The 25,132-nt window shown below is 71.7% G+C and carries 15 protein-coding genes and 1 pseudogene; 10 read left to right on the top strand and 6 right to left on the bottom strand.

The features are described 5' to 3' along the window. Position 1 precedes the first annotated feature (1 nt). From C2865_RS04490 to C2865_RS04505, 4 genes and pseudogenes are all read left to right on the top strand, one after another. Complete coding sequence (locus tag C2865_RS04490) at positions 2 to 2,485, top strand: MMPL family transporter (protein ID WP_106396965.1); 2,484 nt, start codon at positions 2 to 4, stop codon at positions 2,483 to 2,485. Further along, positions 2,475 to 3,488: an alpha/beta hydrolase gene (locus C2865_RS04495; protein WP_106396966.1), complete on the top strand. Its 1,014-nt coding sequence runs from the start codon at positions 2,475 to 2,477 to the stop codon at positions 3,486 to 3,488. Before C2865_RS04490 ends, C2865_RS04495 begins: the two co-directional genes overlap by 11 nt. A gap of 250 nt (positions 3,489 to 3,738) precedes the next feature. Continuing rightward, a pseudogene (locus tag C2865_RS04500) lies at positions 3,739 to 4,407 on the top strand (alpha/beta hydrolase); the annotation flags it as partial. Between the two features lie 201 nt (positions 4,408 to 4,608). Beyond that, on the top strand, positions 4,609 to 5,175 hold the full coding sequence (locus tag C2865_RS04505; protein ID WP_106396968.1) for a Uma2 family endonuclease: 567 nt from the start codon (positions 4,609 to 4,611) through the stop codon (positions 5,173 to 5,175). Between the two features lie 9 nt (positions 5,176 to 5,184). On the opposite strand, the gene C2865_RS04510 is transcribed toward C2865_RS04505, so the two are convergent. Both C2865_RS04510 and C2865_RS04515 read right to left on the bottom strand, forming a co-directional pair. Beyond that, complete coding sequence (locus tag C2865_RS04510; protein WP_106396969.1) at positions 5,185 to 6,432, bottom strand: glycosyltransferase; 1,248 nt, start codon at positions 6,430 to 6,432, stop codon at positions 5,185 to 5,187. Between the two features lie 18 nt (positions 6,433 to 6,450). Further along, on the bottom strand, positions 6,451 to 8,028 hold the full coding sequence (locus C2865_RS04515) for an MFS transporter (protein ID WP_106396970.1): 1,578 nt from the start codon (positions 8,026 to 8,028) through the stop codon (positions 6,451 to 6,453). Between the two features lie 161 nt (positions 8,029 to 8,189). Between C2865_RS04515 and C2865_RS04520 the strand changes: the two genes are divergently transcribed. Together C2865_RS04520 and ccrA are read left to right on the top strand one after the other, a co-directional pair. Continuing rightward, positions 8,190 to 14,432, top strand: a complete 6,243-nt coding sequence (locus C2865_RS04520; RefSeq protein ID WP_106396971.1) for a type I polyketide synthase — start codon at positions 8,190 to 8,192, stop codon at positions 14,430 to 14,432. Positions 14,433 to 14,465: 33 nt separating this feature from the next. Beyond that, positions 14,466 to 15,782 (top strand): crotonyl-CoA carboxylase/reductase, encoded by a 1,317-nt coding sequence (gene ccrA / locus C2865_RS04525; RefSeq protein ID WP_198652908.1) that lies wholly within the window; start codon positions 14,466 to 14,468, stop codon positions 15,780 to 15,782. Positions 15,783 to 15,851: 69 nt separating this feature from the next. On the opposite strand, the gene C2865_RS04530 is transcribed toward ccrA, so the two are convergent. Then, positions 15,852 to 17,126, bottom strand: a complete 1,275-nt coding sequence (locus C2865_RS04530; protein ID WP_232835348.1) for a PucR-like N-terminal domain-containing protein — start codon at positions 17,124 to 17,126, stop codon at positions 15,852 to 15,854. A 549-nt stretch (positions 17,127 to 17,675) separates the two neighbouring features. Here C2865_RS04530 and C2865_RS04535 point away from each other — a divergent pair. Further along, a complete protein-coding gene (locus C2865_RS04535) occupies positions 17,676 to 18,977 on the top strand; it encodes a sensor histidine kinase (protein WP_232835349.1) in 1,302 nt (433 codons plus the stop codon). Here the strand turns inward: C2865_RS04535 and C2865_RS04540 are convergent. Together C2865_RS04540 and sigE are read right to left on the bottom strand one after the other, a co-directional pair. Further along, positions 18,953 to 19,729: an alpha/beta fold hydrolase gene (locus tag C2865_RS04540; protein ID WP_106396974.1), complete on the bottom strand. Its 777-nt coding sequence runs from the start codon at positions 19,727 to 19,729 to the stop codon at positions 18,953 to 18,955. The genes C2865_RS04535 and C2865_RS04540 overlap by 25 nt on opposite strands. 92 nt (positions 19,730 to 19,821) lie before the next feature. Next, positions 19,822 to 20,391: an RNA polymerase sigma factor SigE gene (gene sigE, locus C2865_RS04545; protein WP_106396975.1), complete on the bottom strand. Its 570-nt coding sequence runs from the start codon at positions 20,389 to 20,391 to the stop codon at positions 19,822 to 19,824. A gap of 286 nt (positions 20,392 to 20,677) precedes the next feature. Between sigE and C2865_RS04550 the strand changes: the two genes are divergently transcribed. Beyond that, a complete protein-coding gene (locus tag C2865_RS04550) occupies positions 20,678 to 22,246 on the top strand; it encodes an acyl-CoA synthetase (protein WP_106396976.1) in 1,569 nt (522 codons plus the stop codon). Here C2865_RS04550 and C2865_RS04555 read toward each other — a convergent pair. After that, the gene (locus C2865_RS04555) at positions 22,236 to 23,255 is read right to left on the bottom strand and encodes a glycosyltransferase family 4 protein (RefSeq protein WP_232835350.1); all 1,020 of its coding nucleotides are present in this window, start codon (positions 23,253 to 23,255) and stop codon (positions 22,236 to 22,238) included. The two genes, C2865_RS04550 and C2865_RS04555, sit on opposite strands and share 11 nt — an antisense overlap. Before the next feature lie 127 nt (positions 23,256 to 23,382). On the opposite strand from C2865_RS04555, the gene C2865_RS04560 reads away from it, so the two are divergent. After that, positions 23,383 to 24,108: a PIG-L deacetylase family protein gene (locus tag C2865_RS04560; protein WP_232835351.1), complete on the top strand. Its 726-nt coding sequence runs from the start codon at positions 23,383 to 23,385 to the stop codon at positions 24,106 to 24,108. Next, positions 24,105 to 25,121, top strand: coding sequence for a lysylphosphatidylglycerol synthase transmembrane domain-containing protein (locus tag C2865_RS04565; protein ID WP_232835352.1), 1,017 nt, complete (start codon positions 24,105 to 24,107; stop codon positions 25,119 to 25,121). The genes C2865_RS04560 and C2865_RS04565 overlap by 4 nt, the downstream gene beginning before the upstream one ends. Positions 25,122 to 25,132 lie beyond the last annotated feature (11 nt).

Below are 25,132 nucleotides of genomic sequence, written 5' to 3' on the forward strand. Positions count from 1 at the left end.
CATGTACGGCTGGGGTCGCTTCGTCCACCGGTTCCGCTGGCTCGTGCTGCTGGTCGCCACGCTCCTGACGGTCGGTGCGGGCTACGCCGGCCTCGGGGTGTTCCAGCCCGGCGTGCTCAAGCAGGGCGGTTTCGAGGACCCGTACGCCGACTCGACGTACGCCTACCAGCAGGCGGCCCTGGCGTTCGGCTCCGGCAGCCCGGACGTGATGCTCGTCTACCGCAGCGACGAGCACAAGGTGACCGATCCGGAGTTCATGCAGTCGGTGCTGTTCACCACCGCGCGGCTGCCGAAGAAGCACGTCGAGAAGGTCTTCACCTACTGGCACATCGCGGGGAAGACGAAAGAGGCCAGGGACGGCCGCAAGAACATGATCTCGCACGACGGCCACAGCACGTTCGTGGCGCTGTTCGTGCAGAGCGACCCCGATCCCACCAAGGCCGACCAGGCCAAGGCCCAGAACTTCGAGGCCATCAAGGGCCTGGTCGAGGCGCCCGGGATGACGGTGAAGATCACCGGCGGCATCCCGATCGGCACGGACTTCGTCACCCAGATGAGCTCGGACATCCTGAACGCCGAGATCATCTCGGCGCCGCTGGTCCTGCTCATCGGGCTGGTCGTCTTCGGCAGCGTCGCCGCGGCGGTGCAGCCGATCCTCGTCGGGGTCTTCTCGGCCGTGGGCGCGCTGGGCGTGCTGCGCCTGATCACCCTGATGACGGACGTCTCCAACCTGGCGATCTCGCTGGTCAGCCTGCTGTCGGTCGGCCTGGCGATCGACTACTCGCTCTTCGTCATCAGCCGGTTCCGGGAGGAACTGGCCAAGGGGCGAGATCCGCGGACGGCCATGGGCGTCACCATGGCCACGGCGGGCCGCACCATCACGTTCTCCGCCGTCACCGTCGCGGTCTCGATGGCGGGCCTGCTGCTGTTCCCGCAGGTGTTCCTGAAGTCGATCGGCCTGGTCGGCATCGCGGTCATCTTCGTCGCGATGCTCTCCACCATCGTGGTCCTGCCGGCGATGTTGTCGATCCTCGGGCCGCGCATCGAGTTCGGCCAGATGCCCTGGCGCAAGCGGGCGAAGAAGAAGGCCAAGCCCGAGGAAGAGGGCATGTGGTACCGCCTCGCGCACAGCGTGATGAAGCGGCCGATCATCTACTTCCTGGCCACCAGCGCGGTGCTCATCCTGCTCGTCCTGCCGTTCGGGCGGGTGAACTTCGGCGTCTCCGACCTCCGGTCGCTGCCGGCGGGGATGGAGAGCCGCCAGACGGCGGAGCTCATCCAGACCGAGTTCTCCTCCGGGGTCATGGACCCGGTCAACGTGCTGCTCGAAGGCGCGCTGATACCGAAGAACTACAAGCCCGGCAAGGACGAGCTGCCCCAGAACCTGAAGAAGTTCCGGGACGAGGTGGCGGACCTGCCGGGCGTGGTCGCGGCCAGTTACAACAACACGAACCCCGACATGGGCATCGTGCAGCTGCAGGTGTCCTACGAGGGCGAGACGCACAGCGAGGAGACCCAGGAGCTCGTCCGGAAGCTGCGGGCCATGGACGAGCCGGGGGAACGGCCGGAAGCGATCAACCACATCAGCGTCGGCGGCAGCACCGCCGGCCAGATGGACCTGATGAAGAGCCTGGGCGAGGCGCTGCCCAAGACGGGCCTCTTCGTGGTGACCGCCATCTTCCTGCTGCTGTTCGCCGCGTTCGGCTCGATCGCGCTGCCGATCAAGGCGATCATCATGAACCTGCTGTCGATCGGCTCGTCGTTCGGCGCGATGGTGTGGGCGTTCCAGGACGGTCACCTGTCCGGGCTGCTCGGCTTCACCGTCACCGGCAACATCGACGCGACCGCGATGATCCTGGTGCTGTCGATCATCTTCGGCCTCTCGATGGACTACGAGGTCTTCCTGCTCAGCCGAATCCGGGAGGAGTGGGACAACACCCATGACAACCGGGCGGCGGTGGCGCGCGGCCTGCAGCAGACCGGCGGCATCATCACCAGCGCGGCCGTGCTGCTCATCGTGGTGGTCGCCGCCTTCTCGACCGCGAAGATCACCACGGTGCAGGTGCTGGGCGTCGGCCTGCTGGTCGCGGTCGTCGTCGACGCCACGCTGGTGCGGTCGCTGCTGGTGCCCGCGACGATGCGCTTCCTCGGCGACGCCAACTGGTGGCTGCCGGGGCCGCTGAAGGCGCTGCACGCCGCGATCGACCTGCGCGAGGTGCACGACATCGACCTGAGCGGGACGGGGGACAAGCAGCCCGCGGCGTCCGGGGGCCGCGGAGTGACGCGGGACACGTCGCGGACGCTGAAGGGGGAGGGGTACGGCGGCTACCGCCGGACCGTGGTCCAGGTGAACGGGGGTTACGCATGGGCCGGAGAAACCCGTCCAGGGACATCTGGACATCCAGCAAAGAAGCGTGAAATCGTGGCCAACCCTGACGGGACGGGCTGGCGATGGCGCGAGGTGGAGGATGAGTATGCGCACTGAACCGCTGCGGCGTCTCGGAGTGGTGGTCACGTCGGCGGCGCTGCTGGCCGCGGTCGTACCCGGCACGGCGAACGCCGCGCCCCGGCTCAAGTTCAAGGCCGCTTCCACCGGTGCGAAGATCATCGACTACAAGTGGGTCAGCAAGAACAAGCGGCAGATGGACATCACCATCAAGACGCCGTCGCTGCCGGACGGCAACCCCAAGGTCCGGCTGCTGCTGCCCAAGAAGTGGTCGATGAAGTCCAAGAAGACCTGGCCGATCGTGTACCTGCTGCACGGCGGCCACGACAGCTACATCTCCTGGACGAAGAACTCCTCGATCGAGACGATGGCCGCCAAGTACGACGTCATCGTCGCGATGCCCGAGGGCGCCAACGGCTCGTACACCGACTGGTACAACTACGGGAAGTTCGGCACGCCCAAGTGGGAGACCTTCCACATGACGGAGGTCTACCAGCTCATGGAGCGCAACTTCCGGGTGAGCAAGTCCCGCGCCGTGATGGGCAACTCCTCCGGCGGCATGGGCGCGATGGGCTACGCCGCCCGCTACAAGGGCCGCTTCAAGTACGCCGCGTCCCTCAGCGGCCTGCTGCACCTGCGCGCCCCGTTCATCCCGCAGTTCCTCGACCAGATCAACAGCGGCAACGGCCAGGACCCGGACGCGATCTGGGGCCGCTACCCGGCCGACGCGGAGAACTGGAAGCTGCACAACCCCTACGACCTGGCCGCCGGTCTGAAGGGCACGAAGGTGTTCTTCTCGTCCGGCCTCGACGGCCAGCCCGGCGAGGGCGACCCGAACGTCGACCCGTGGGACCTCGGCCTGGTCTCGGAGAAGTGGACCGGTTACACCAACCAGTACTTCAAGCGCAGGCTCAACAGCCTGAAGATCCCCCACGTCTCCCACCTGTACGGCAAGGGCCGCCACAACTGGCCCGCGTGGCGCCGGGAGACCGCGTTCGTCTGGCCCCGGATCATGAAGACGATCGGTGCCAAGCGGTACTGAGACCCCCTGAGCAGGATCGATGACCCCCCGCCACCGCTCCACCCCCCGCCGCCTCGGCGCGCTCGCCCTCGCCGGCGTTCTGTCGCTGTCCGTGATACCCGCCTCGGGCGCTCCCGCCGCGGCCGCTCCCGCCTTCCGCAAGGCCGACAACGGCAGCGCGATCGTCGCCTACAAGTGGCTGACGAAGAACAAGCGGCAACTCGACATCTCGGTGAGGTCCAAGGGCCTCGGCAAGACCGAGAAGGTGAGGATGCTGCTGCCCAAGGGCTGGAAGCGGAACACGAAGAAGACCTGGCCCGTCGTGTACCTCCTGCACGGCGGCCGGGCCGGTTACCAGTCCTGGTACAAGAGCTCCACCATCAGGACGCTCGCCGCCAGATGGGGCGTCATCGTCGTCATGCCCGAGGGCCGCAACGGCTCGTACACCAACTGGTACAACTACGGGAACTACGGCATCCCCGAGTGGGAGACCTTCCACATGACGGAGGTCTTCCAGCTCGTCCAGCGCAACTTCCACGCGGGTTCCCGCCGCGCCGTGCTGGGCAACTCCTCCGGCGGCATGGGCGCGATGGGCTATGCCGCCCGCCACAAGGGCCGGTTCAAGTACGCGGCTTCGTTCAGCGGCGTCCTCTCCCTGCTCTCCCCGGGCGTCCCCGCAGCCCTGAAGGAAGTCAACGCAGGGAGCGGAAACGGCGACTTCAACGCCATCTACGGCGACCCCGAGGAGAACCGCGACAACTGGGTGGCCCATGACCCGTTCTCCCTGGCCGAGAACCTCAGGGGCACCAAGCTCTACTTCACCTCGGGCAGCGGCGCCCCCATCCCCACCGACATCGCCTTCTTCTCCGAGTACATCGTCGGCATGACCAACGGCGACTTCAAGAAGCGCCTCAACGCCCTCAAGATCCCCCACAAGTCGTACATCTATTCCGGCGGCACCCACGCCTGGCCGTACTGGAAACGCGAACTCAAGAAGGCCTGGCCCACCGTCATGAAGACCCTCAAGGCCAAGAAGACCACCTGAGCCGGCACATCGGCTTCCGGCCAACGGCCCGCGGCCAGGAATTACTCTGAGCCTCGGCAGGGTCGAGCCCGCCGAGCAGGTTCGGGGAGGTGCGTCATGACGGCTGAGATGGTCACTCCGGCGTGGATGCATGAGCAGGTCACGGCGGAGCAGTACGACTCCTGGACCGAGGAGCAGTGCGAGGGCATCGAAATCGTGGACGGGATGGTGGTCGTGAGTCCCAGCGCATCCCAACGGCATGACCGTCTCGCCAGGCTCCTGGCGAACGCTTTGGAGGACGCCGCGGGGCAGGACTGGAACGCCGACACGGACTTCGACGTCCGGTTGCAGGACGTGCCGCTCTCCAATCGCCGTCCAGACGTCGTCGTGTACCGGGCGGACACGCTCGACGTCGTACCCACCCGCCCGGAGCATGTACTGCTGGTGGCCGAGGTCGTTTCACCGGGTTCGGAGACGACCGACCGGATCGTGAAGACGGAGCAGTACGCGAAGGCCGGTATCGCCTTCTACTGGCGGGTCGAGCAGGCTGCCACCGGTGTTCCGCTGGTGTACACCTATGTCCTCGATCCGGCGGCGGGCGTGTACCGGGAGGGCGACGTGTTCGCCGGCGTGGTCAAGGTGTCGGCGCCTTTCCCGGTGGAGGTCGATCTCGGCTCGCTCTGAGGTCGTTCTTCAGGGCTGGAGGAGGTCGAGGGCCTCGCAGGCGCGGGCCACACCGTCCTCGGCGTTGAGGGACTCCGAGAGGGAACGGGCCCGGGTGCGGTAGGGGGGTTTGACGAGGTCCTGGAGGCGGGAGGCCAGGGCGTCGGTGGTCAGGGCGGACGCGGGCAGGGGGGAGGGGCCGGCGCCCAGGGCGTGGACGCGGTCGGCCCAGTAGGGCTGGTCGCCGAAGAAGGGGCAGACCAGGGACGGGGCGGCGGCCTTCAGCGCCTCGGCGGTGGTGCCGGCGCCGCCGTGGTGGACGACGCCCGCCATCCGGGGGAAGAGCCAGTTGAAAGGGATGTTCTGGACGACGAACATGTCGTCCTCCGGCTCCGCGGTGGTGCCGGGCTGGGGGGAGAGGACGCCGCGCAGGCCCGCCCGGCGGAGGGCCGCGCGGATCTGGCGGTCGGTGGCGGCGGGGTCCTTGGTGGCCATGCTGCCGAAGCCCACGTAGACGGGCGGGGGGCCGTCGTCCAGGAAGCGCAGCAGATCGGCGGGAGGTTCCCAATGGGGTTGCTCCAGGAACCAGAAGCCGGTCAGGTGGACGTTCTCGGGCCAGTCCGCGGGGCGCGGGACCAGGGTGGGGCTGAACGCGCACAGGACGGGGGCGCGGCGGGCGGCGGGCAGCGGGCCGCGCCAGGAGAGCTTCGTCAGGCCCAGACGGCGGACGCGCCAGGGGTCGAGGAAGGGGCGGCACAGCTGCCAGGTCACCCAGTCCAGGAGCTCGAAGCTCAGGCGGTTGGCGTTCGGGCCGAGCAGGCGGGCCCGGGGGAGGAACGGGTGGGGGAAGGCCCGGGTCGGGTGGGACGGCTGGAAGTGCACGATGGCGTGCGGGACGCCCAGGTGCTCGCTCAGGTGGTGGCCGAGGAAGCCGAGCGTCGGGGCGAGGAACAGGTCGGCGCCGTCGGCTCCCGCGACCACCTCCCGCAGCAGCCGGTCGGCCAGGGGCCGCGCGATGCGCTGGAGGTTGCGCAGGAACCTGACGGGGTTGCGGCCGCCGCCGAGGAGCTCCTGGCCCTCGGGTGAGTTCACGATCCGCGTGGGGTCCAGGGAGAGCGGGGCGAAGCCCAGCCCCGCGCCGGTGATCAGCTCCCGGTACTGCTCGCTGGAGATGAGGCGCACCTCGTCGCCGCGGTCGGCCAGGCCGCGGCCGAGGGCGACGCACGGCTGCAGGTCGCCGCGGGAACCGGCCGCGAAGATCACTACTGTCCGGCCCATGTCCTGCCTTTCTCGGGGCTACGGGGCGCCCGAGTGCGTCGAGGAGCCGCTCTCGGACATCTCGTAGGGGCTGTAGGGCGGGGGCGGGGGCCACGCGGACGGGATCTGGCTGCGGCGGCTGGTGCCCCACCAGTCGGGGATGACGGGGAACGAGCCGGACGTGACGGACGCGGGTTCGGGGAGCTTGGGCGCGGTGCCGGACTCCTCCTCCGGCACGTCGGTGCGGCGCTGCAGGGTGAACAGGGTGACGAGCGCGCCGCAGAACACCAGCGCGCCGCCCACCAGCAGAGCCACGGACGAGCCCTGCTCGATCGCCTCGACCTTGGTGGAGCCGTCCGCCCGGGCCTCGCGCTGCAGCGCGTTCAGCACGGCGCCGAGCACCACGATGCCCAGGACGGCGGAGATCTCGCGTCCGACGTTGAGGATGCCGCCCGCGACGCCGGTGCGCTCCTCGGGGATGGCCTTGAGCACGTACAGGCCGAGCGGCATGGTCAGAGCCGAGCCCATGCCGACGAGGACGATGCCGGGGAGCAGGGCGACGAAGGTGTCGCCCTGCTCCAGCCGGGAGAAGGCGACGAGGCCGCAGGCCATGGAGATCATGCCGAAGGTGATCGGGATCCGCGGTCCGAACTTGGCGGACAGCCAGAACCCGATGGGCGTGAGGACGCCGATCAGGATGGCGGGCGCGATGAAGACGGTGCCGGCCTGGGACGGCGACCAGCCGAGGACCTTCTGCATGAAGTTGCCGGCATAGGTGAGGACGCCGGAGAAGCCCATGCCCCACAGGATCTGGCCGAGGAGACCGCCGCTGAACGCCTTGTTGCGGAAGAACTCCGTGGTGATCATGGGGTTGGGCGCCCACTTCTCCACCAGCACGAACGAGCCGAGGGCCAGGGCGGCGAGCGCGAACACGGCGAGCACGCTGGGGTGCGTCCAGCCGAGGTGGTCGCCGGAGTGGATGGCGTAGGTGATGGAGAAGAGCAGGGTCGCGGAGGTGAACACCGCGGGCAGGTCGACGCTCTCCGCGCTGTCCTCGCTCTGCCCGTCCAGGACGAACAGGCCCAGGGCGATGACGCACAGGCCGGGCACGACGTTGATCAGGAAGATCCAGTGCCAGCTGAAGGCCTCGGTGATCAGGCCGCCGAGGGTGGGGCCGAGGGCGGAGGCGACGGTCCCGGTGAGGATGAAGACCAGGTTGCCGATCGACTTCTGCTTGTCGGTCCGCTTGTTGAGCACCATGACCAGCGTCGCGGGGAGCGCCAGCGCGGCCCCGGCGCCCTGGAGCACCCGGAACAGGATCAGGTGGGACAGTTCCTGGGACAGTCCCGCGCCCAGTGAGGCGAGGGTGAAGGCGGCCATGCCGATCGTGTAGATGCGCCGGCAGCCGTACACGTCGACGAGTCGCCCGCCCGCGATCATCAGGCACGAGAAGATCAGAATGTAGGACGTGACGACCCAGGTCACAGCCTGAAGACTCGTGCCGAAATACTTCTCCAACGTCGGCAGCGCGATGTTGGTGACCGTGTTGTCGAGGGTGACCATGAACCCGCTGATGGCCACGACCACCAGCGTCCACCCGTACCTGTCCCTTACCATTTAGCCCCCATCAAGTCATATTTCGGGGCCGGAGCTCTTGTCATCGAGGTGATAAGGAACACCCGGGATTCGTGGTCCGCGTGCGAAGAGAGATGCGGCCAAACCAGGACAAGGTGGTCCCTCCGCACCGACCCATGCCACCACCTTGGGGGAGCCTCACCATGCCGGAAACCGTAGGTTCCCGATCCGCGGAGTCGGGCAATCCGCAGCTCCAGGTTGAGATCCGAAATTTCCTCATCAATGAGATAGCACATCGTGCCGCACTGGTGCCCGGTGAAGTGGATGTGGATCAGCCCCTCGAGGAGTTCGGCCTGGCCTCCCGCGACGCCGTCGCGATCGCCGGCGAGCTCGAGGAGCTGCTCGGCCGCTCGCTGCCCGCCACGCTGGTCTGGGAGCACCCGACCATCAGCCGGATCGCCGCCGCGCTCAGCGGCGGAGCCGTCCCCGAGGAGACCGCCGCGCCCCGGAGCGCCTCGGCGGCCTCGAGCGACGAGCCGATCGCCGTGGTGGGCATGGGCTGCCGCTTCCCCGGCGGGATCAACGGACCCGAGGACTTCTGGCGCTTCCTCCTGGAGGAGGGCGACGCGATCGGCGAGGTGCCCGAAGGCCGCTGGGACGCCTTCGACGACGGCTCGCCGGAGATCGCGGACCTGCTCGGGAAGGTGACCCGCCGGGGCGGCTTCCTGGACGACATCGCCGGCTTCGACGCGCGGTTCTTCGGCATCACCCCGCGCGAGGCGGCCGTCATGGACCCGCAGCAGCGCCTGCTGCTGGAGGTGGCCTGGGAGTCGCTGGAGCACGCCGGCATCGCCCCCGCCGGGCTGCGCGGCACCCGCACCGGCGTCTTCGTCGGCGTCTCGGCCCCCGAGTACGCGGGCCTGACCGCCTCCGACCTGACCCGCCTGGAGGCGTTCACGGCCACCGGCGCGGCGCTCAGCATCGTCGCCAACCGCCTGTCGTACCTGCTCGACCTGCGCGGCCCGTCCATGATCGTGGACACCGCCTGCTCCTCCTCCCTCGTCTCGACCCACCTGGCGGTCCAGTCGCTGCGCAGCGGCGACAGCGACGTGGCCCTGGCGGGCGGCGTGAACGTGCTGCTCTCGCCGACCATCACGATGACGTTCGACGCGGCGGGCGGCACCGCCGCGGACGGACACTGCAAGGCGTTCGACGCTTCGGCGGACGGGATGGTTCGCGCCGAGGGCTGCGGCGTCGTCGTCCTGAAGCGGCTCTCGGACGCCCGCCGCGACGGCGACCGCGTCCTGGCCGTCATCACCCGGTCCGGCGTCAACTCCGACGGCCGCTCCAACGGGATGGTCGCGCCGAACGCCGAGGCGCAGAAGACCCTGCTGCGCGAGGTGTACGCCGCCGACCGCGACCTGGACTACATCGAGGCGCACGGCACCGGCACCTTCCTGGGCGACCCGATCGAGGCCAGGGCGATCGGCGAGGTGCTCGGCGGCGGCCGCACCGAGCCGCTGCTGCTCGGCTCGGTCAAGTCCAACCTCGGCCACATGGAGGCCGCCGCGGGCGTCGCGGGCCTGATCAAGACGGTGCTGTCCCTGCGGAACCGGACGATCCCCGCCTCCCTGCACTTCACCGAGCCCAACCCGCACATCCCGTTCGACGAGCTGAACCTCGCGGTCGCCGCCGAGCGCACGCCCTGGCCGTCCCGCGAGGGGCGCCCGCCGCGCGCCGGCGTGTCGGCGTTCGGGTTCGGCGGGACCAACGCCCACCTCACGCTGGAGGCGGTCGAGGAGCCCGCGCGGACCGTCGAGCCGGTCCCGGTGCGCACGTTCCCGCTGTCCGACGCCGCGGCCGACCGCATCGCCGACTACGCGAAGGTCCTGCTCGAGGAGCTGGACGCCGCCGAACCGGCGGACCCGGCGGACATGGCCGCGACGCTCCGCCGCCGCGACCCGCGCGGACGCGCGCGGGCCGCGGTCGTCGCCCGCGACCTGGACGGGCTGCGCGCGGGCCTGACCGCGCTGGCCGAGGGCGCCCCCCACCCGGGCGTGGTCACCGGCACGGCGGTCGGCACGCCGGGCCGCCCGGTGTTCGTCTTCTCCGGGTACGGCGCGCAGCGCCCCGGCATGGCGCAGTCCCTGCTGGCGGAGGAGTCGGCGTTCGCCGAGGCGATCGACGACCTGGACGCCCTCTTCGTCGAGGAGGCCGGTCTCGCGCTGTGGGACCTGCTGGAGAGCGGCCGCATGCCCGAGGGCCCGGCCGAGATCATGCCGGTGCTCTTCGCGGTGCAGGTCGGCCTGGCCCGGATGTGGAGCTCCTACGGGATCGAGCCCGCCGCGGTCATCGGCCACTCGATGGGCGAGGTCGCCGCGGCCGTCGTCTCCGGGGCGCTCACCCCCGCCGACGGCGTCAAGGTGATCGTGCGCCGGTCGCGGCTGATGACGGCGCTGGTAGGCGGCGGCGGCATGGCCGTGCTCGGCTGCGGCCTGCCGGAGCTGGCCGGATACGACGGCCCCGAGGTGCACCCGGCGGTGTTGTCCTCACCGCGCCAGACCGTGGTGACCGGCGAGAACGAGGCGATCGAGGCGGTGCTGGCCTGGGCGTCGGGTCTCGGCCACCTGGCCCGCCAGGTCAAGGCCGAGGGTGCGGGCCACTCCCCGCAGGTCGAGCCGCTGCTGCCGGAGCTGCGGGAGCTGCTCGCCGAGCTGAAGCCGAGGACCGGCACGGTCCCGATGTACACGACCGCGCTGGAGGACCCGCGCAAGCTGCTCGACGGCTCGGCCCCCCTGGACGCCGAGTACTGGGCCGCGAACCTGCGCAACCCCGTCCGGCTCGCGGACGCGGTCACCGCCGCCGCGCAGGACGGGCACCGCACGTTCGTCGAGGTCAACGCCCACCCGATCCTGTCGATGGCGGTCGGGGAGACCCTGGAGGGCTCCGGAGCGCTGGTCACGCACTCGCTCAGGCGCGCCCCCAAGGGGCAGGAGACCGACGACACGCTGACGTTCCACGCCCGGCTCGCCGAACTGGCCGTGCACGGGCACCGGACGGCGGCGCCCGCCGACGGCGCGCTCGTCGACCTGCCGCGCGCCCCGTGGCGGCACGAGCGGCACTGGGCGGACGGCGCCCGCCGCGTCGCCGGGAGCGACGTGCACCCGCTGCTCGGCTCGCACGTCGAGCTGCCCGGCGAGGAACGCCACGCCTGGCAGGGCGGGATCACCTGGGACGGCCCGCTGCTGCCCGCGGCCGCCGTGGCCGAGATGGCGCTGGCCGCCGGCGCGGAGACCGGCGCGGACACCGTCCAGGGCCTGGCGCTCCACCGGCTCGTGGCGCTGTCGGACGGGACGACGCTGAGCACCACGCTCTCCGAGGACGGCCAGGTCGAGATCCACACCCGCACCCCGGCCGGAACGTGGGCGCGCGTCGCGTCCGCCGAGACCGTCCTGGCCGCGGGGGAGCCGGCGGACCTCGAGGGGGGCGCGGTCTCCACCGTGGAGGCGGCCGTGCGCGGCAGCCGCCACTACCGGCTGCACCCCGAGGTCTTCGACCGCTGCCTGAGGCTGCTCTCCGCCGAGGTCGGCGAGCCCGGGTGGCTGCCGGAGTCGATCGCCGAGCTGCGCGTCCTCGGCCCCACCCACCGGGGCGGGCGCTGCCGGGTGCGCGTCGAGCACACCGACCGCGGCGTGATCGGCGAGGTCCGCCTCCACGGCGAGGACGGCGCCCTGCTGCTCGCCGCGAGCGGGATCGCCCTGTCCCGGCCGGAGGACGTGCCGGTGCCGCTGGCGGACAAGCTCGTCGAGAGCGTCTGGGCGCCTTCGGAGCTGCCCGCCGAAGACGGCGGCGAGCCGGAGGGCGTGCTGGTCGCCGACGACCTGGACTGGTCGGACGCCGAGGCGGCCGTGAAGGCGCTGCTCACCCCGCAGACCCGGCACGTGGTGCTGGTCCCGCCGGTGCGGGACGAGGCGCTGGTGCTGGCCGTGGCGGGGGCGACGCGGGCCCTGACGTCGCAGCGGTTGTGGCTGGTCACCCGGGGCGCGCAGCCGGTGCTGCCCGCCGAGGCGGGCCGGCCCGAGCAGAGCTTCCTCACCGCGCTGGTCCGGGTGCTCGGCTTCGAGCAGCCCGGCCTGCGCGCCACCCTGATCGACCTGCCCGGCGGGCCGGACGGGCGGCTGGCCGAGGCCGAGCTCGCCCTCGTGCGGCGCGAGGTCGCCGCCGCGACCGCCGACACCGAGATCGCCTGGCGCGACGGGAGGCGCCACACCAGCCGGCTGGCCGCCGCGAGCCTGCCCGAGGGCAGGCCGCGCAGGGTCGTCCGGCGCGGCGGCTCCTACATCATCACCGGCGGTTACGGCGGCATCGGGCTGGTCACCGCCCGGCTCCTGGCCGAGCGCGGCGCGGGCCGGATCGTCCTGTCGGGCCGTTCGGGCCCGTCGCCGGAGGGCGAGAAGGCCATCGCGAGGCTGCGCGAGTCCGGGGTGGACGTCGGGGTGGTGCTCGGCGACATCGCCGCCGAGGGCATGGCGGAGCGGCTGGTCGCGGTCGCCCGCGAGGGCGGCCGCAAGCTGTGCGGCATCGTCCACGGCGCCGCCGGGATGGCCGACCGGCTGGTCGCCGAGATCGGTCCCGAGGACCTCCACAGGGTGTGGACGCCGAAGGTCGCCGGCGCCTGGCGCCTGCACGAGGCGGCTCCCGACGACCTCGACTTCTTCGCCGTGCACTCCTCGGCCGCGGCCCTGCTCGGCTCGCCGGGCCAGGGCTCCTACGCCGCGGCCAACGCCGCGCTCGACGCGCTCGTCGCCCACCGGCGCGCGCGGGGCCTGTCCGGCACCACGATCAACTGGGGCACCTGGTCCCAGGTCGGCGGCGCCACCGACGCGGGCGTCACGGTCATCGAGCCGATCTCCCCGCAGGAGGGCACCGAGGCGCTGGAGGCCCTGCTGGCCTTCGACCGCCCCTCGACCGGCGTGCTGCGCTTCGACGCGGCCAAGGCGGTCGAGCTGTTCCCCGAGATCAAGCGCATGCCGTTCTACGAGGCGCTCGTCGCCGCCGCGGGCACGGCCGCCGCCCAGGACGACTGGGCGGGCCCGGACGCGCTGCGCGGCCTGCCCCCCGAGGAGGCGCGCAAGGCCATCCGCGGCCGGGTGCTGCAGCGGGTGTCGTCCATCCTCGGCTTCGACGCCGCCCGGCTCGACCCGTCCGTGCCGCTCACCGAGCTGGGCCTGGACTCCCTGGTCGCGGTACGGATCAAGAGCGCGATCGAGCACGACCTCGGCCTGACGGTCCCGCCCTCGGTGCTGCTGCAGGGCGCGAGCGTCGACGTCTTCGAGGAGTGGGCGGCCGGCGAGCTCGGCATCGGCGGGACCGCCGGGCGCGAGCAGGACGACAGCGGCTACGTGATGCCGCGCGACGCCGCCGAGCGCACCGCCGTCCGGTTGTTCGAGGAGCAGCTGGGCCTCGAGCGGGTGAGCGTCGTGGAGAACTTCTTCGAGCTGGGCGGCCAGGAGCACCAGGCCGACCAGATCCACGCGGCCCTCGCCGCCGAGTTCCGCACGAAGTTCGACCGGATGGAGCTGTTCGCCAACCCGACGGCCGAAGGCGTCGCCGACGTCATCCGGGCGGTGGAGGAGGAGGCCGCGCGGCAGACCGTCCGGCCCCTGCAGCCGCTCGGCGCAGGGCGCCCCTTCTTCGCGGCGCACCCGGCGGGCGGCACCACCGGCTGCTACCGGCAGCTCGCCGAGCTGACCGGCACCGCGCAGCCGTTCTACGGGCTGGAGCGCTGGGAGGACGCGCCCAGTGTCGAGGAGCGCGCCGCCCGGTACGTCGAGCACATCCTGGCCACCCAGCCGGAGGGCCCCTACCGGCTCGGCGGCTGGTCCTTCGGCGCCACCCTCGCCTACGAGACCGCGCAGCAGCTCCGCGCGGCCGGGCACGACGTCGAGTTCGTGGCGCTGTTCGACGGCGGGGTGCCGCTGCCGACCGACGACGACGAGGACAACCTCGCCAAGCGGTTCGCGGGGTTCGCCGCCTATCTCACCGAGACGTACGGGATGGAGGTGGAGCTGGAGTACGAGGAACTGGCCGGAAAGAGCGAGGACGAGATGTTCGCGCTCGTCGCCGAACGGGCCGCACCCGTGATGGCGTCGCTCCCCCCGGCCGTCCTGCACCACCAGCTGACCTCGCACCAGGACACCCGAACGCTGGAGAGGTACACCTACCGCCCGTACGACGGCCGGGTGATCCTCTACAAGGCGCCTCTGCCCACTCCCTGGGCGGTGCAGGACGCGCGTTACATCGACCTCGACGACACCAACGGCCTCGGCCCGCTGTGCCCCCGCCTGGAGATCGTCGAAGTCACGGACACGCATCACCTCAACCTGCTGGACCCGCCCGGAGTGCACCTCATCGCCGCGCATCTGGCGGGGGAGCTGGCCCGTTGATCGATGACGCCGCGACCAAGCCGAGGAAGAGACATGTCTGACCTGCTCCAGGCCGTGGTCAACGGCGCCTCCCCCGAGGAGCTGCTCGCCACCGAGCTTCCCGCATCGTTCCGCGCCGCCTACACGCTGCGCGACGAAGTGGGCATCTTCGAGGGCGAGACCGACAAGGACGTGCGCCGGTCCATTCACGTCGGCGAGGTCGCCATGCCGGAGATCGCGCCGGACGAGTGCATCGTCGCGGTGATGTCCGCGGCGATCAACTTCAACACCGTCTGGTCGGCGATCTTCGAGCCGGTCCCGACCTTCGCCTTCCTCGAGAAGTTCGGCAGGCAGGGCTGGTACGGCGCCCGGCACGACCTGCCGTACCACATCCTGGGCTCGGACGCCTCCGGCGTGGTGGTCCGCACCGGCGTGGGCGTCAAGAACTGGAAGGTCGGCGACAAGGTCGTCGTCTCGCCCGCGTACGTGGACGAGGAGGACCACGCCTCCTACGACGACGGCATGATGACCGAGACCCAGCTCGCCTGGGGCTTCGAGACCAACTTCGGCTCGCTCGGCGAGTTCTGCGTCGTCAAGGCCAACCAGCTGATCAGGAAGCCGGCGCACCTCACGTGGGAGGAGTCGGCGTCCAACACCCTGTGCGCCGCCACCGCCTACCGCATGCTGGTCGGCAGGCACGGCGCGCGGATGAAGCAGGGCGACGTCGTCCTGGTCTGGGGCGGCACCGGGGGCCTGGGCTCCTACGCCACCCAGCTGGTCAAGAACGGCGGCGGCATCCCGGTCGCGGTCGTCGGCTCCGAGGCCAAGGCCGACCTGGTGCGCAGGCAGGGCGTCGAGCACGTCATCAACCGCAGCGAGCTGGGCCTGGGCGCCGAGGGCTTCCGCCACCGCAAGGCCGGGCGCGTCCTCGGCGAGGCGATCCGCGCGCAGGTCGGCGAGGACCCGCAGATCGTCTTCGAGTACCTCGGGGCGGAGACCTTCGGCGCCTCGGTGTACGTGGCCAAGCGCGGCGGAAAGATCGTCACCTGCGGCTCGTCCACCGGCTACCAGCACCAGTACGACAACCGGTTCCTGTGGATGCGGCTGAAGAGCATCGTCGGCTCGCACGGCTTCAATTACCACGAGGCCGTCGAGACCAACCGCCTCATCGGCCTGGGCATGATCCACCCGACGCTGTCGAAGGTCTTCGACCTCGACGGCGCGGGCGAGGCCACCCGCGCCGTCCAGACCAACCAGCACGTCGGCAAGGTCGCCGTGCTGTGCGCCGCCCCCGAGGAGGGCCTGGGCGTCGACGACCCGGCGCTGCGCGAGAAGGTCGGCGAGGACAAGATCAACCTCTACCGCGGCTGATCCACGCGAGAAGGCCTCCTCCGGACGTCCGGAGGAGGCCTTCTTTGTCGTTCGCGTGCTCGCGCGGGGTCAGTACCGGCGGAAGGTGATGACCTCGCCGCTGACGGCGCGGTGCTGCTCGCCGGAGCCGACCGGGGCGGGGGCGGTGCTGCTCTGCTGGAGGCGGCGGGCCCGCAGGACGATCTCCAGTTCGAAGCGGAGGTCGGGGTCCAGGAGCTGGTCGCCGAAGAGCTCCTCCAGCTGCCGCAACCGGTAGCGGACGGTCTGCGGGTGGACGTGCAGCCGCATCGCGACCTCGTTGGCGTTGCGGCCGGACTGCAGCCAGGCCAGCAGGGTCTCGGCGAGCCGGTCCTGCTGGCTGTTGCGCAGGTGCGCCAGCGGCGCCAGGCGCAGCTCGGCCAGCGAGCCCAGCAGCGTCTCGTCCTGGAACAGGATCAGCGTGGACATGTGGTCGACGCACCGGATCACGCCGTGCGCCTCGATCACCCCGCGCTGGGCGAGCAGGAGCATCTGGCGGGCCAGCTGCATGGACCGCGCAGTCTCGGTGACAGGGACGGTCGGGCCGATCACCCCGCTGCAGTCGGCCAGCGCCCGGTCGACGAGCTGGGCGCGGCCCGGCCCGTCGGGATCGGGGATGATCAGCGACGGCTGGGCGCGGCCGAGGTCCACCAGCACGTCCGGCGGGAAGGCCGGGGGCCGGGTGTCCTGGTGGCGGATGCCGAGGGCGACCGCGGCGACCGTCCTGGGCATCTGCCAGTGGGCGGCGGCGGCCAGGTCGGCGATGGCCTCGGAGCCGGCCGGGGGGTCGCTGAGCATCAGGTCCAGCAGCCGCCTGCGGCGGCGCTGCATCTCGCCCGCCGCGGCGGCCTGCGCCTGCCGGTAGCCCTCGGCGGCGAACTTGGCGATCTCGTTCTGGTGCAGGAAGACGGCCTCGCCCAGGGCGGCGATGACCCGGGGGTCGAGGTCGTAGGCGTTCTGCGAGAGCCGCCTCCAGGCGACCAGGCCGCCGATGCGCATGGCGGCCTGCAGCGGGTCGAGGCTGCGGCCCTCGCTGGCCTCGCCCCGGCCGATGGTCTGGAAGAACTCCGCGTCGGGCGGGCCGCCGGAGGCGGCGATGCGGTCGAGGAAGTGGTGCAGCGCGCGTTCGACGATCGTGCGCAGCATGACCGCGTAGGGACCGTCGCCTCGGGAGTACTCGCGCACCTGGGACTGGATCTCCGTGATCATCTCTTCCGCGAGGGAGTCGAGATGCGGCTGGATGTGTTCGGCCAGTTCACTGGGGATGTCCACCCAGGGCTTGTGATCGGGACGGCTGCGAGCGGGGGAGCTCGCCTCTGCTGTCACGCGGTGACCTCCATCCGGCACTTGGCCCCGCGCGCCTTGGGGCTGTCGGTCAATATCGCTGCTTATCGCAAACGAAAGGGACTTATTACAGGACTGTGGGGCAAATCATGTCCTGGGGTGTCCCAGACCGCCAGTGTAGGTCCGGCGGCGGCCAGGATCGGACGACTTACGGGGGTGACCCATGGGTAATCACTCGCCTCGCGAGAATCCGCGCACCCCTCCCGCGGGCAAGATCAAGTGGGGGTTCGGATGCGGAACCGCTGGCGGAACACTCTTTATCAGATCCTGATCACCGGACGGAGTGCTCGGCGGATGTGATATGGAGCGTGCCGTTTTCGTGCCTCAATCGTTACAGGCGGGGTGGGGCGTGCATGCCGGCGGGGGCGGAGCGCGGGTCGGGTTCGGTGTGGAATCTCGTGACATGACCCCACCATGGGCGACCTGGTGCTCTCCCCGTGACGGGCGGTGATTATCGTCGGAGGTGTCACGTCGCATCCGGGGGGGTCCATGGGGCTGCGGCCGAGGTCCATCCGGGCCAGAGGCACATTGATGGCCACCATCGTGGCCGCCGTGCTGCTGTGCGCGCTGGGCGTGACGGCCGCATGGCTCTTCCGGAAGGTGACATACGAACAGGCGGAGGAACGCGCGGCGACGGCGGCGGCGCGGGTGGCCGATGCCGTGCGGGCGGGGGACCGGGGGCCGGAGATCAGAGCCGATCCGGAGGCTCCGATCATCCAGGTCGTCGATGCGGACAAACGGGTGTTCATGTACACCTCGTCGGTCAAGGGCCTGCCTCCCCTCACCACGCGGCGTCCTCCTCCCGACCGCCGCATGACCGCGTTCCAGGAGTGCTTCCCCACCGGGAACTGCTACACGGTCCAGCTGATCCGGGTCGACGGCACGGCCGACTCCCCGGTCGTGGTGGCGGCGTCCCCGCTGCCCCGGCTCGTGGCCAGCGGGATGGGCGACCTGTTCAACGTGCTGGTGGTCGGCACGGCCATCGGGCTGGTCGCGGTGATGAGCTGGGTGGCGATCGGGCGGGCGCTGCGACCGGTGGCCGAGCTGCGCTCACGATACGAGGAGATCACGGCCGGCGACCTGAGCCGGCGGCTCCCCGAACCCCAGGGCGAGGACGAGATCTCCGGGCTGGTGCGGACCGTCAACCGGGCGCTGGACCAGATGGAGCAGGCACTGGAACGGCAGCGGCAGTTCGCCTCCGACGCCTCCCACGAACTGCGCACCCCGATCGCGGGGCTGCGCGCCAACCTGGAGGACGCGCTGCTGCATCCCGACGACACCGACTTCCGCGAGGTCGCCGAGGCGTCGCTGCGGGCGACCGACCGGCTGGAACTGGTCGTCAACGACCTGCTGCTGCTGGCCCGGGTCGGCTCGGGAAGGGAGTCCTCGGAGGACATCGACCTGGGCGCGCTGCTGCGCGACGAGGCCAAGCCGGACGTGAAGACCGAGATCGAGCCGGGCCTGCGCGTCCACGGCGCCAGGGCCCAGCTGAGCAGGCTCTTCGCCAACCTGCTGGACAACGCCCACCGCTACGGCGGGGGCGAGATCCGGCTGATGGCGCGGCAGGACGGCGGCAGGGCCCTGGTGGTGATCACCGACGAGGGGCCGGGCATCCCCGACGCGGACAGGGAGCGCATCTTCGGCAGGTTCACCCGGCTCGACACCGCCCGCAGCCGGGGGGCGGGGGGCACCGGGCTGGGGCTGGCGATCGCCCGCGAGGTGGCGCTGGCGCACGGGGGGAGCCTGCACGCGGAGGACAGCCCCAAGGGCGCCAGGTTCGTGGTCCGGCTGCCGCTGCAGACCGCGGATCAGGAGCCCACGGCGAACCGCTGACCCTCGGCGGCGGCCACGGTGTTCCGGATGATCCCGGCGACGGCCTCGGGGTCGCAACCGCGGGGCAGGGCCCCGCCGCCGGGCAGCCACATGTGGCGCACGTGCGGGAGGCGTTCGCGGGCGCGCAGCGCCTCGTCCGGCGGCGACGGGCGGTCCCTGCCGCCCCAGGCCAGCGTGACGGGCACGTCCGCCAGCTCTCCGGTGAACCGGACGGACTCGCGGGGGCGGGCCGGAGCCGGGTCCCACACCGCCCCGGGGTCGACGACGAGGGCTTCGGCGTCGACGGGGTGGGGGCGGCCGTAGAGGGTGCGAAACCGCAACGACTCCTGGAGCGGAGAGACGAGGAGCCGTTCCAGCACGGCTCCGGGGAGAGAGGCGCCGAGCCGCACCGTCTGCAGGAGGAGGTCGACGCGGCGCGAGCCCGTCCGGGGGGCGAACCCGGCGGGGGAGAGCGCCGTGGCGGAGGCGACGAGGGCGCGTTCCGCGGCCTCCAGGGCGAGCAGGCCGCCCAGGGAGTCGCCCGCGATGTGGGGAGTGCGCAGCCCGAGGCCGGTGAAGGCGAGCTCCAGGTGGACGGCGAGGGACTCGGGGTCGGCGGTGGCGGAGAGCCCGTCGGGGGTGTCGCCCAGGACCAGGACCTCGTGGTCGCGGGCGAGGAGGCCGGTCACCGGCTCCCAGTCGTCCCGGCGGCCGGGACCGGGGAGCAGGACCAGCTGAGGCCCCTTGCCCCGACGCTCCAAGACGATGTCCATGGCCGGAGGTTAACCGCTGGTAACCCCCCGGTCATATGTCTTAAATCACAATAAATTCTAGAAAAACAGTATGAGGTTGATATATGGGGCGGTTACGGAACGGGAAGCCCGTCGGTGCGGTCGCGGGCCGGACGGGTCGCCGGATCCCGGTGCTCCAGGGCCATGCGGAGCCGGCCGCGGCCCCGGTGGATGCGGCTGCGCACCGTGCCGATCTTGACTCCGAGCGTCGCGGCGACCTCCTCGTAGGACAGGCCCTCGATGTCGCACAACACGACCGCGGCCCGGTACTCGGGGGCCAGCGAGTCCAGCGCGCGCTGCACGTCGGCGTCGAGCGCCGCGTCGTCGAGGATCTGCTCGGGGGCCCGCTCGCCGCTGTGCAGCCGTTCGGCCGCCTCGTCGGTGAGGGCGTCGAAACGGATGCGCTGGCGGCGCCGGGCGCCGTCCAGGAAGAGGTTGGTGGTGATCCGGTGGAGCCAGCCCTCGAAGGTGCCGGGAGAGTAGGAGGACAGGGAGCGGAAGACGCGCACGAAGACGTCCTGGGTCAGGTCCTCGGCGTCGTGCTTGTTGCCGGTGAGCCGGTAGGCCAGCCGGAAGACCCGTCCGGAGTGCTGGGAGACGATCTCCTCCCAGGTCGGCGGGGTCCAGGCAACCGGTGTGCCCACTTCACATCGCCCCCTCGCGTGGTTGCCGAATCGTTATGGTCAGCATGTCGCCTCTTCCATAAGAACGCTGTTAGCTCCGTCGCTTTCCCGAGGTGTTCACGGTCACTCTGCGCCGGGTCTCCGCACGAAGGTTGCGCGGGGTGCTGTCAAGGGAGCCGTGCCGAACCGGACTCCGCGCCCGGTGACAGATGTTGCTTGGACTTTTTGTCAGCAAGGTATTGCCGCGTCACACGCGCGAAACGGAAGATGGCCGGAACCCGCGTCCACCTTTCCCGGGAGGCCCCACGTGTCCACGTACAACCTGGCCGATCTGCTGGAGATCATCGCAGGCGCCGCGCCGGACCGGGAGGCGCTGGTGGCCGGCGACGTCCGGCTCACCTACGGCGAGCTCAACGCGCGCGCCAGCCGGGTGGGGCACCACCTGGCCGCCCAGGGCGTACGCCCGGGCCAGCACGTGGCGATCCTGTCCTGGAACCGCGCCGAGTGGCTGGAGGCCTTCTTCGGCATCTTCAAGATCCGCGCGGTGCCGGTCCCGGTGAACTACCGGTACGTCGCGGGCGAGCTGCACCACGTGCTCGGCGACTCCGAGTCCGTCGCGCTGATCGGCGAACGCTCCCTGCTGGCGAACGTCGACCGGGACGCGCTGCCCGGGCTGGGCCACGTGGTGGTGCTGGAGGACGGCGGCACGAACGACGTGCCCGGCGCGGTCGAGTACGAGGCGGCGCTGGCCGCCCAGCCCGCCGACGACGACTTCCCCGAGCGCTCGAACGACGACCGCTACATCATGTACACCGGCGGCACCACCGGCTACCCCAAGGGCGTCGAGTGGCGCAGCGAGGACATCTTCTTCGGCGCGCTGGGCGGCGGCAACGTGCTGGGCGACCCGATCAGCAGCCCCGAGGAGATCGCCAAGAGCGGCTCCGCCGACCCGACCACCACGCTCGACTGCGCGCCCGTCATGCACGGCGCCGGCCAGTGGGTGGCGATGATGGCGCTGCTCAGCGGTTCCCGGGTGGTGCTCTACACCGAGCACGCCTTCGACCCGGCCCGTGCCCTGGAGCTGGTCGAGACCGAGAAGGCCAACGTCGTCATGCTCGTCGGCGACGTCATGGCCCGGCCGTTCGCCGCCGAGATCGGCCGGGGCGGACACGACGTCTCCTCGGTCTTCGCGATCGCCTCCGGCGGCGCGCCGCTCACCGAGGCGGCCAAGGAGGCCCTCAAGGAGCACCTGCCGTTCGCGGTCTTCCTCGACAACTACGGCGCCTCCGAGACCGGCGCGTGCGGCCCGGCCGTCGGCGGCAAGGAGGGCACCGCGCGGTTCCAGATGAAGCCGGGCATCACCGTCCTGGACGACGACCTCAGGCCCGCGAAGGTCGGCGAGGTCGGGCGGCTGGCGCGCAGCGGCCACATCCCGCTCGGCTACTACAACGACCCGGCCAAGACCGCGAGCACCTTCTTCACCGACCCCGACGGGGTGCGCTGGTCGGTGCCGGGGGACTTCGCCGTCCGGGAGGAGGACGGCACCATCGTGCTGCTCGGCCGCGGCTCCCTGGTGATCAACACCGGCGGGGAGAAGGTCTACCCCGAAGAGGTCGAGGTGGCGGTCAAGGACCACCCCGGGGTGTACGACGTGGTCGTGGTGGGCCTGCCGGACGAGCGGTTCGGCCAGCGGGTCGCCGCCGTCGTGGCGCCCGAGCCCGGCGTCGAGCTCACCCTGGAGGACATCGTCGAGCACTGCCGGGACAGGATCGCCGGCTACAAGCTGCCCCGCGAGCTCCAGATCGTCGGCGAGGTGCAGCGCACGGCCGTCGGCAAGTCCGACTACAAGTGGGCGAGGTCGGTGTTCAGCGGCTGATCTCGTACAGCTCCTCGAACGCCGTGAGCACCGAAGGCCAGGTGCACTGCGCGGGCTCGGTGGCCCCGTTGTGCGCGGCGATCGCGTGCCGGAGCTCCGCGTCGCCGACCAGGCGGACCAGCGCGTCCGCCAGGTCGGCGGCGCACGAGCCGAGCAGCCCCTCCTTCTCCGGCCGCACGAAGTCCGCGACGCCCGAGCCCTCGTGCGCGACGACCGGCAGCCCGGCCAGCCTCGCCTCCAGCGCCGCCAGGCCGAACGACTCCCGCCGGGCGGGCGCGACGAACACGTCCGCCGAGGCCAGCACCTCGCGCACCTCGGCGCGCTCCAGGCGACCCGTCATCCGCACCCAGCCCTCCATCCGGTGGCGCCGCAGGTAGCGGCGCATGGCCGGGGCGGCCGGGCCGTCCCCGACGACGACCGCGCGGATCGGCACCCGCCGCCCGGCGTCGCGCAGGATCCGCAGCAGGGTGAACGGCTCCTTGCGGGGGGCGAGCCTGCCGACGGCCGCGACCAGCACCGCGCCGGTCGGCAGCCACGGCCTGATCTCCTTCCACGGCGCGGTGTCGATGCCGTTGGGCACCACGTGCACCGGCACGTCCAGGGCCCGGCGGATCGGCCGCGCCGCCGCCTCGCTCACCGTGCTCACCGTCGTCCCGCCGCCGATCAGCCGCCGGTAGAGCGCGCCGACCGGGCCGCCCCACAGGCTGTGGACGGTCACCACGGACGGCACGCCCCGGCAGGTCGCCAGCGCCCGCCACGCGAACGGCGACACGACCCCGGCGTGGACGTGCAGCACGTCGGGCGCGAAGTCGCGCAGGACCGCGTGGAGCGGGCCGCCGACCGGCAGCGCCCACGGCACCCGCGGCCCCACGCGCACCAGCCCGTCCCGCGGCGGCCCCGGCGTGGCCGTCACCACCCGCACGTCGTGGCCCGCGGACCGCTGGACCGCCGCCAGCTCGTCCACCTGGACCTCGATCCCGCCGAGCCGGGGCAGGTAGCAGTCGCTCACATGGAGGATCCTCACCCTGGGGAGTCTCAGCAGCGCGCGGGCCGCGGGCCGGTAACGGCGTCCGTGCTGGACCAGTCTTGACCCGGGACAGGAAAGATCTTCAGACGGCAGCGGGAATGCAGCCGGAGTGCGGACCTGCCTGTTCTTCCACGCCCACCCCGATGACGAGGCGCTGCTGACCGCCGGCCTGATGGCCCGGCTGGCCGCCGAAGGCCATCGGGTGGTCCTCGTGGCCGCCACCGCGGGGGAGGCGGGCCCGTCCGCGCTCGCGGTGTCCGGAGCCCGGCCGCTCGGCCTGGTCCGGATGGACGAGCTGCGCGAGTCGGCCCGCCGGATCGGCTGCCACCGCGTGGTCTGCCTCGGCTACCGCGACTCCGGCCTCGACGGCCGGGCCGAGGGGGGCTTCGTGTCCGTGCCGGTGGCACAGGCGGCGGAACGGCTCGCGCGGCTGCTGAAGGAGGAGGACGCGGATCTGCTGACCGTCTACGACGAGAACGGCGGCTACGGCCACCCCGACCACGTCCAGGTGCACCGCGTGGGGGTGGCCGCGGCCGAGCTGGCGGGCACGCCGGTCGTGCTGGAGGCGACCGCCGACCGGGACCGGCTGCTGCGCTGGACGCGCCCGCTGCGGTGGGTGCTCCCGCTGGACGATTGGAGGAGGGCATACACACCGGGAGCCCGGATCACCCATCGCGTCGACGTCCGCCGGTACGCCCGCGTGAAACGCGCCGCGATGGCCGCCCACGCCAGCCAGGCCTCCGGCGGTCTGCGCACGCTGGCCGTGCTGCGGCGGCTGCCCCTGCCCCTGTTCCGGCTGGCCTTCGGAGTCGAGTGCTATGTGCGGCGGAATTGAGCCGTACCCGCGTGGCGGGATGGCGCAGGGTGCTGCTCTCTGCCGCCTCCCTCGCCCTCGGGGTGGCGCTCGTCGCGCTGATGCCCCGGCTGGTCGGCGCCGACTGGAAGGGGGTCTGGCGCATCCTGTCCGGGCTGGACCCGGGTACGGCGGTCCTGCTGTGCGCGTTGTGGGCGCTGGGCCTGTGGGCCTACACCTACGTGCTGACCGGCTCGCTGCCGGGCCTGGGCAACGGCCGCGCGTTCCAGCTGAACGCGGCGGGCAGCGCGGTCAGCGACCTGCTGCCGCTGGGCGGCGCCGCCGGCGTCGCCGTCACCTTCGCCATGGCCAGGAGCTGGGGCTTCTCCACCGCCGCCGTCACCGTCTCGACCCTCGTCAGCGGCGTGTGGAACGTCTTCGGAAGGCTGCTGCTGCCCGCGGTGGGCATCGGCGCCCTGCTGCTCATCGGCCGGGCGCCCAGCAGGGAGCTGGCCTTCGCGGCAGGGACCGCCGCGCTGGTCCTGCTGGCCGTCGCGCTCGTGCTCGCCGGAGCGCTGCGCTGGGAGCGTGCGGCGCACGCGCTCGACGCCTGGCTGGGGCGGCTCGCCGGACGGCTGCCCGCACGCCCCGCCCGCCTGCTGCGCGCGCTGGGCGGCTCCCTCCTGCGGATCCGCGAGCAGACGCTGGACGTGCTGCGCACCTCCTGGCTCACCCTGACCCTCGGGATGGCCGCCTACCTGCTCCTGCAGGGGGTGCTGCTGCACGCCTGCCTGTGGGCGGTCGGCGACACGCTCCACCTGGCCGAGACTATCGCGGTGTTCGCGCTCAACCGGGCGCTCACCAGCGCCGTCGTCACCCCGGGCGGCTCGGGCATCACCGAGACGGGCACGGCCGCGCTGCTGGTCCACTTCGGCCTCGACGCCTCCGCCGCCGCGGCCGCCGTCCTGCTCTACAGCTTCTTCACCTTCCTCGTCGAGATCCCCGTGGGGGCCGCGGCCGGGGCGTATTGGCTGGTCAGGAGGTCGGGAAACTGACCGACTCTTGA

It is taken from the genome of Actinocorallia populi, assembly GCF_002995495.1.
Taxonomy (GTDB): domain Bacteria; phylum Actinomycetota; class Actinomycetes; order Streptosporangiales; family Streptosporangiaceae; genus Actinocorallia; species Actinocorallia populi.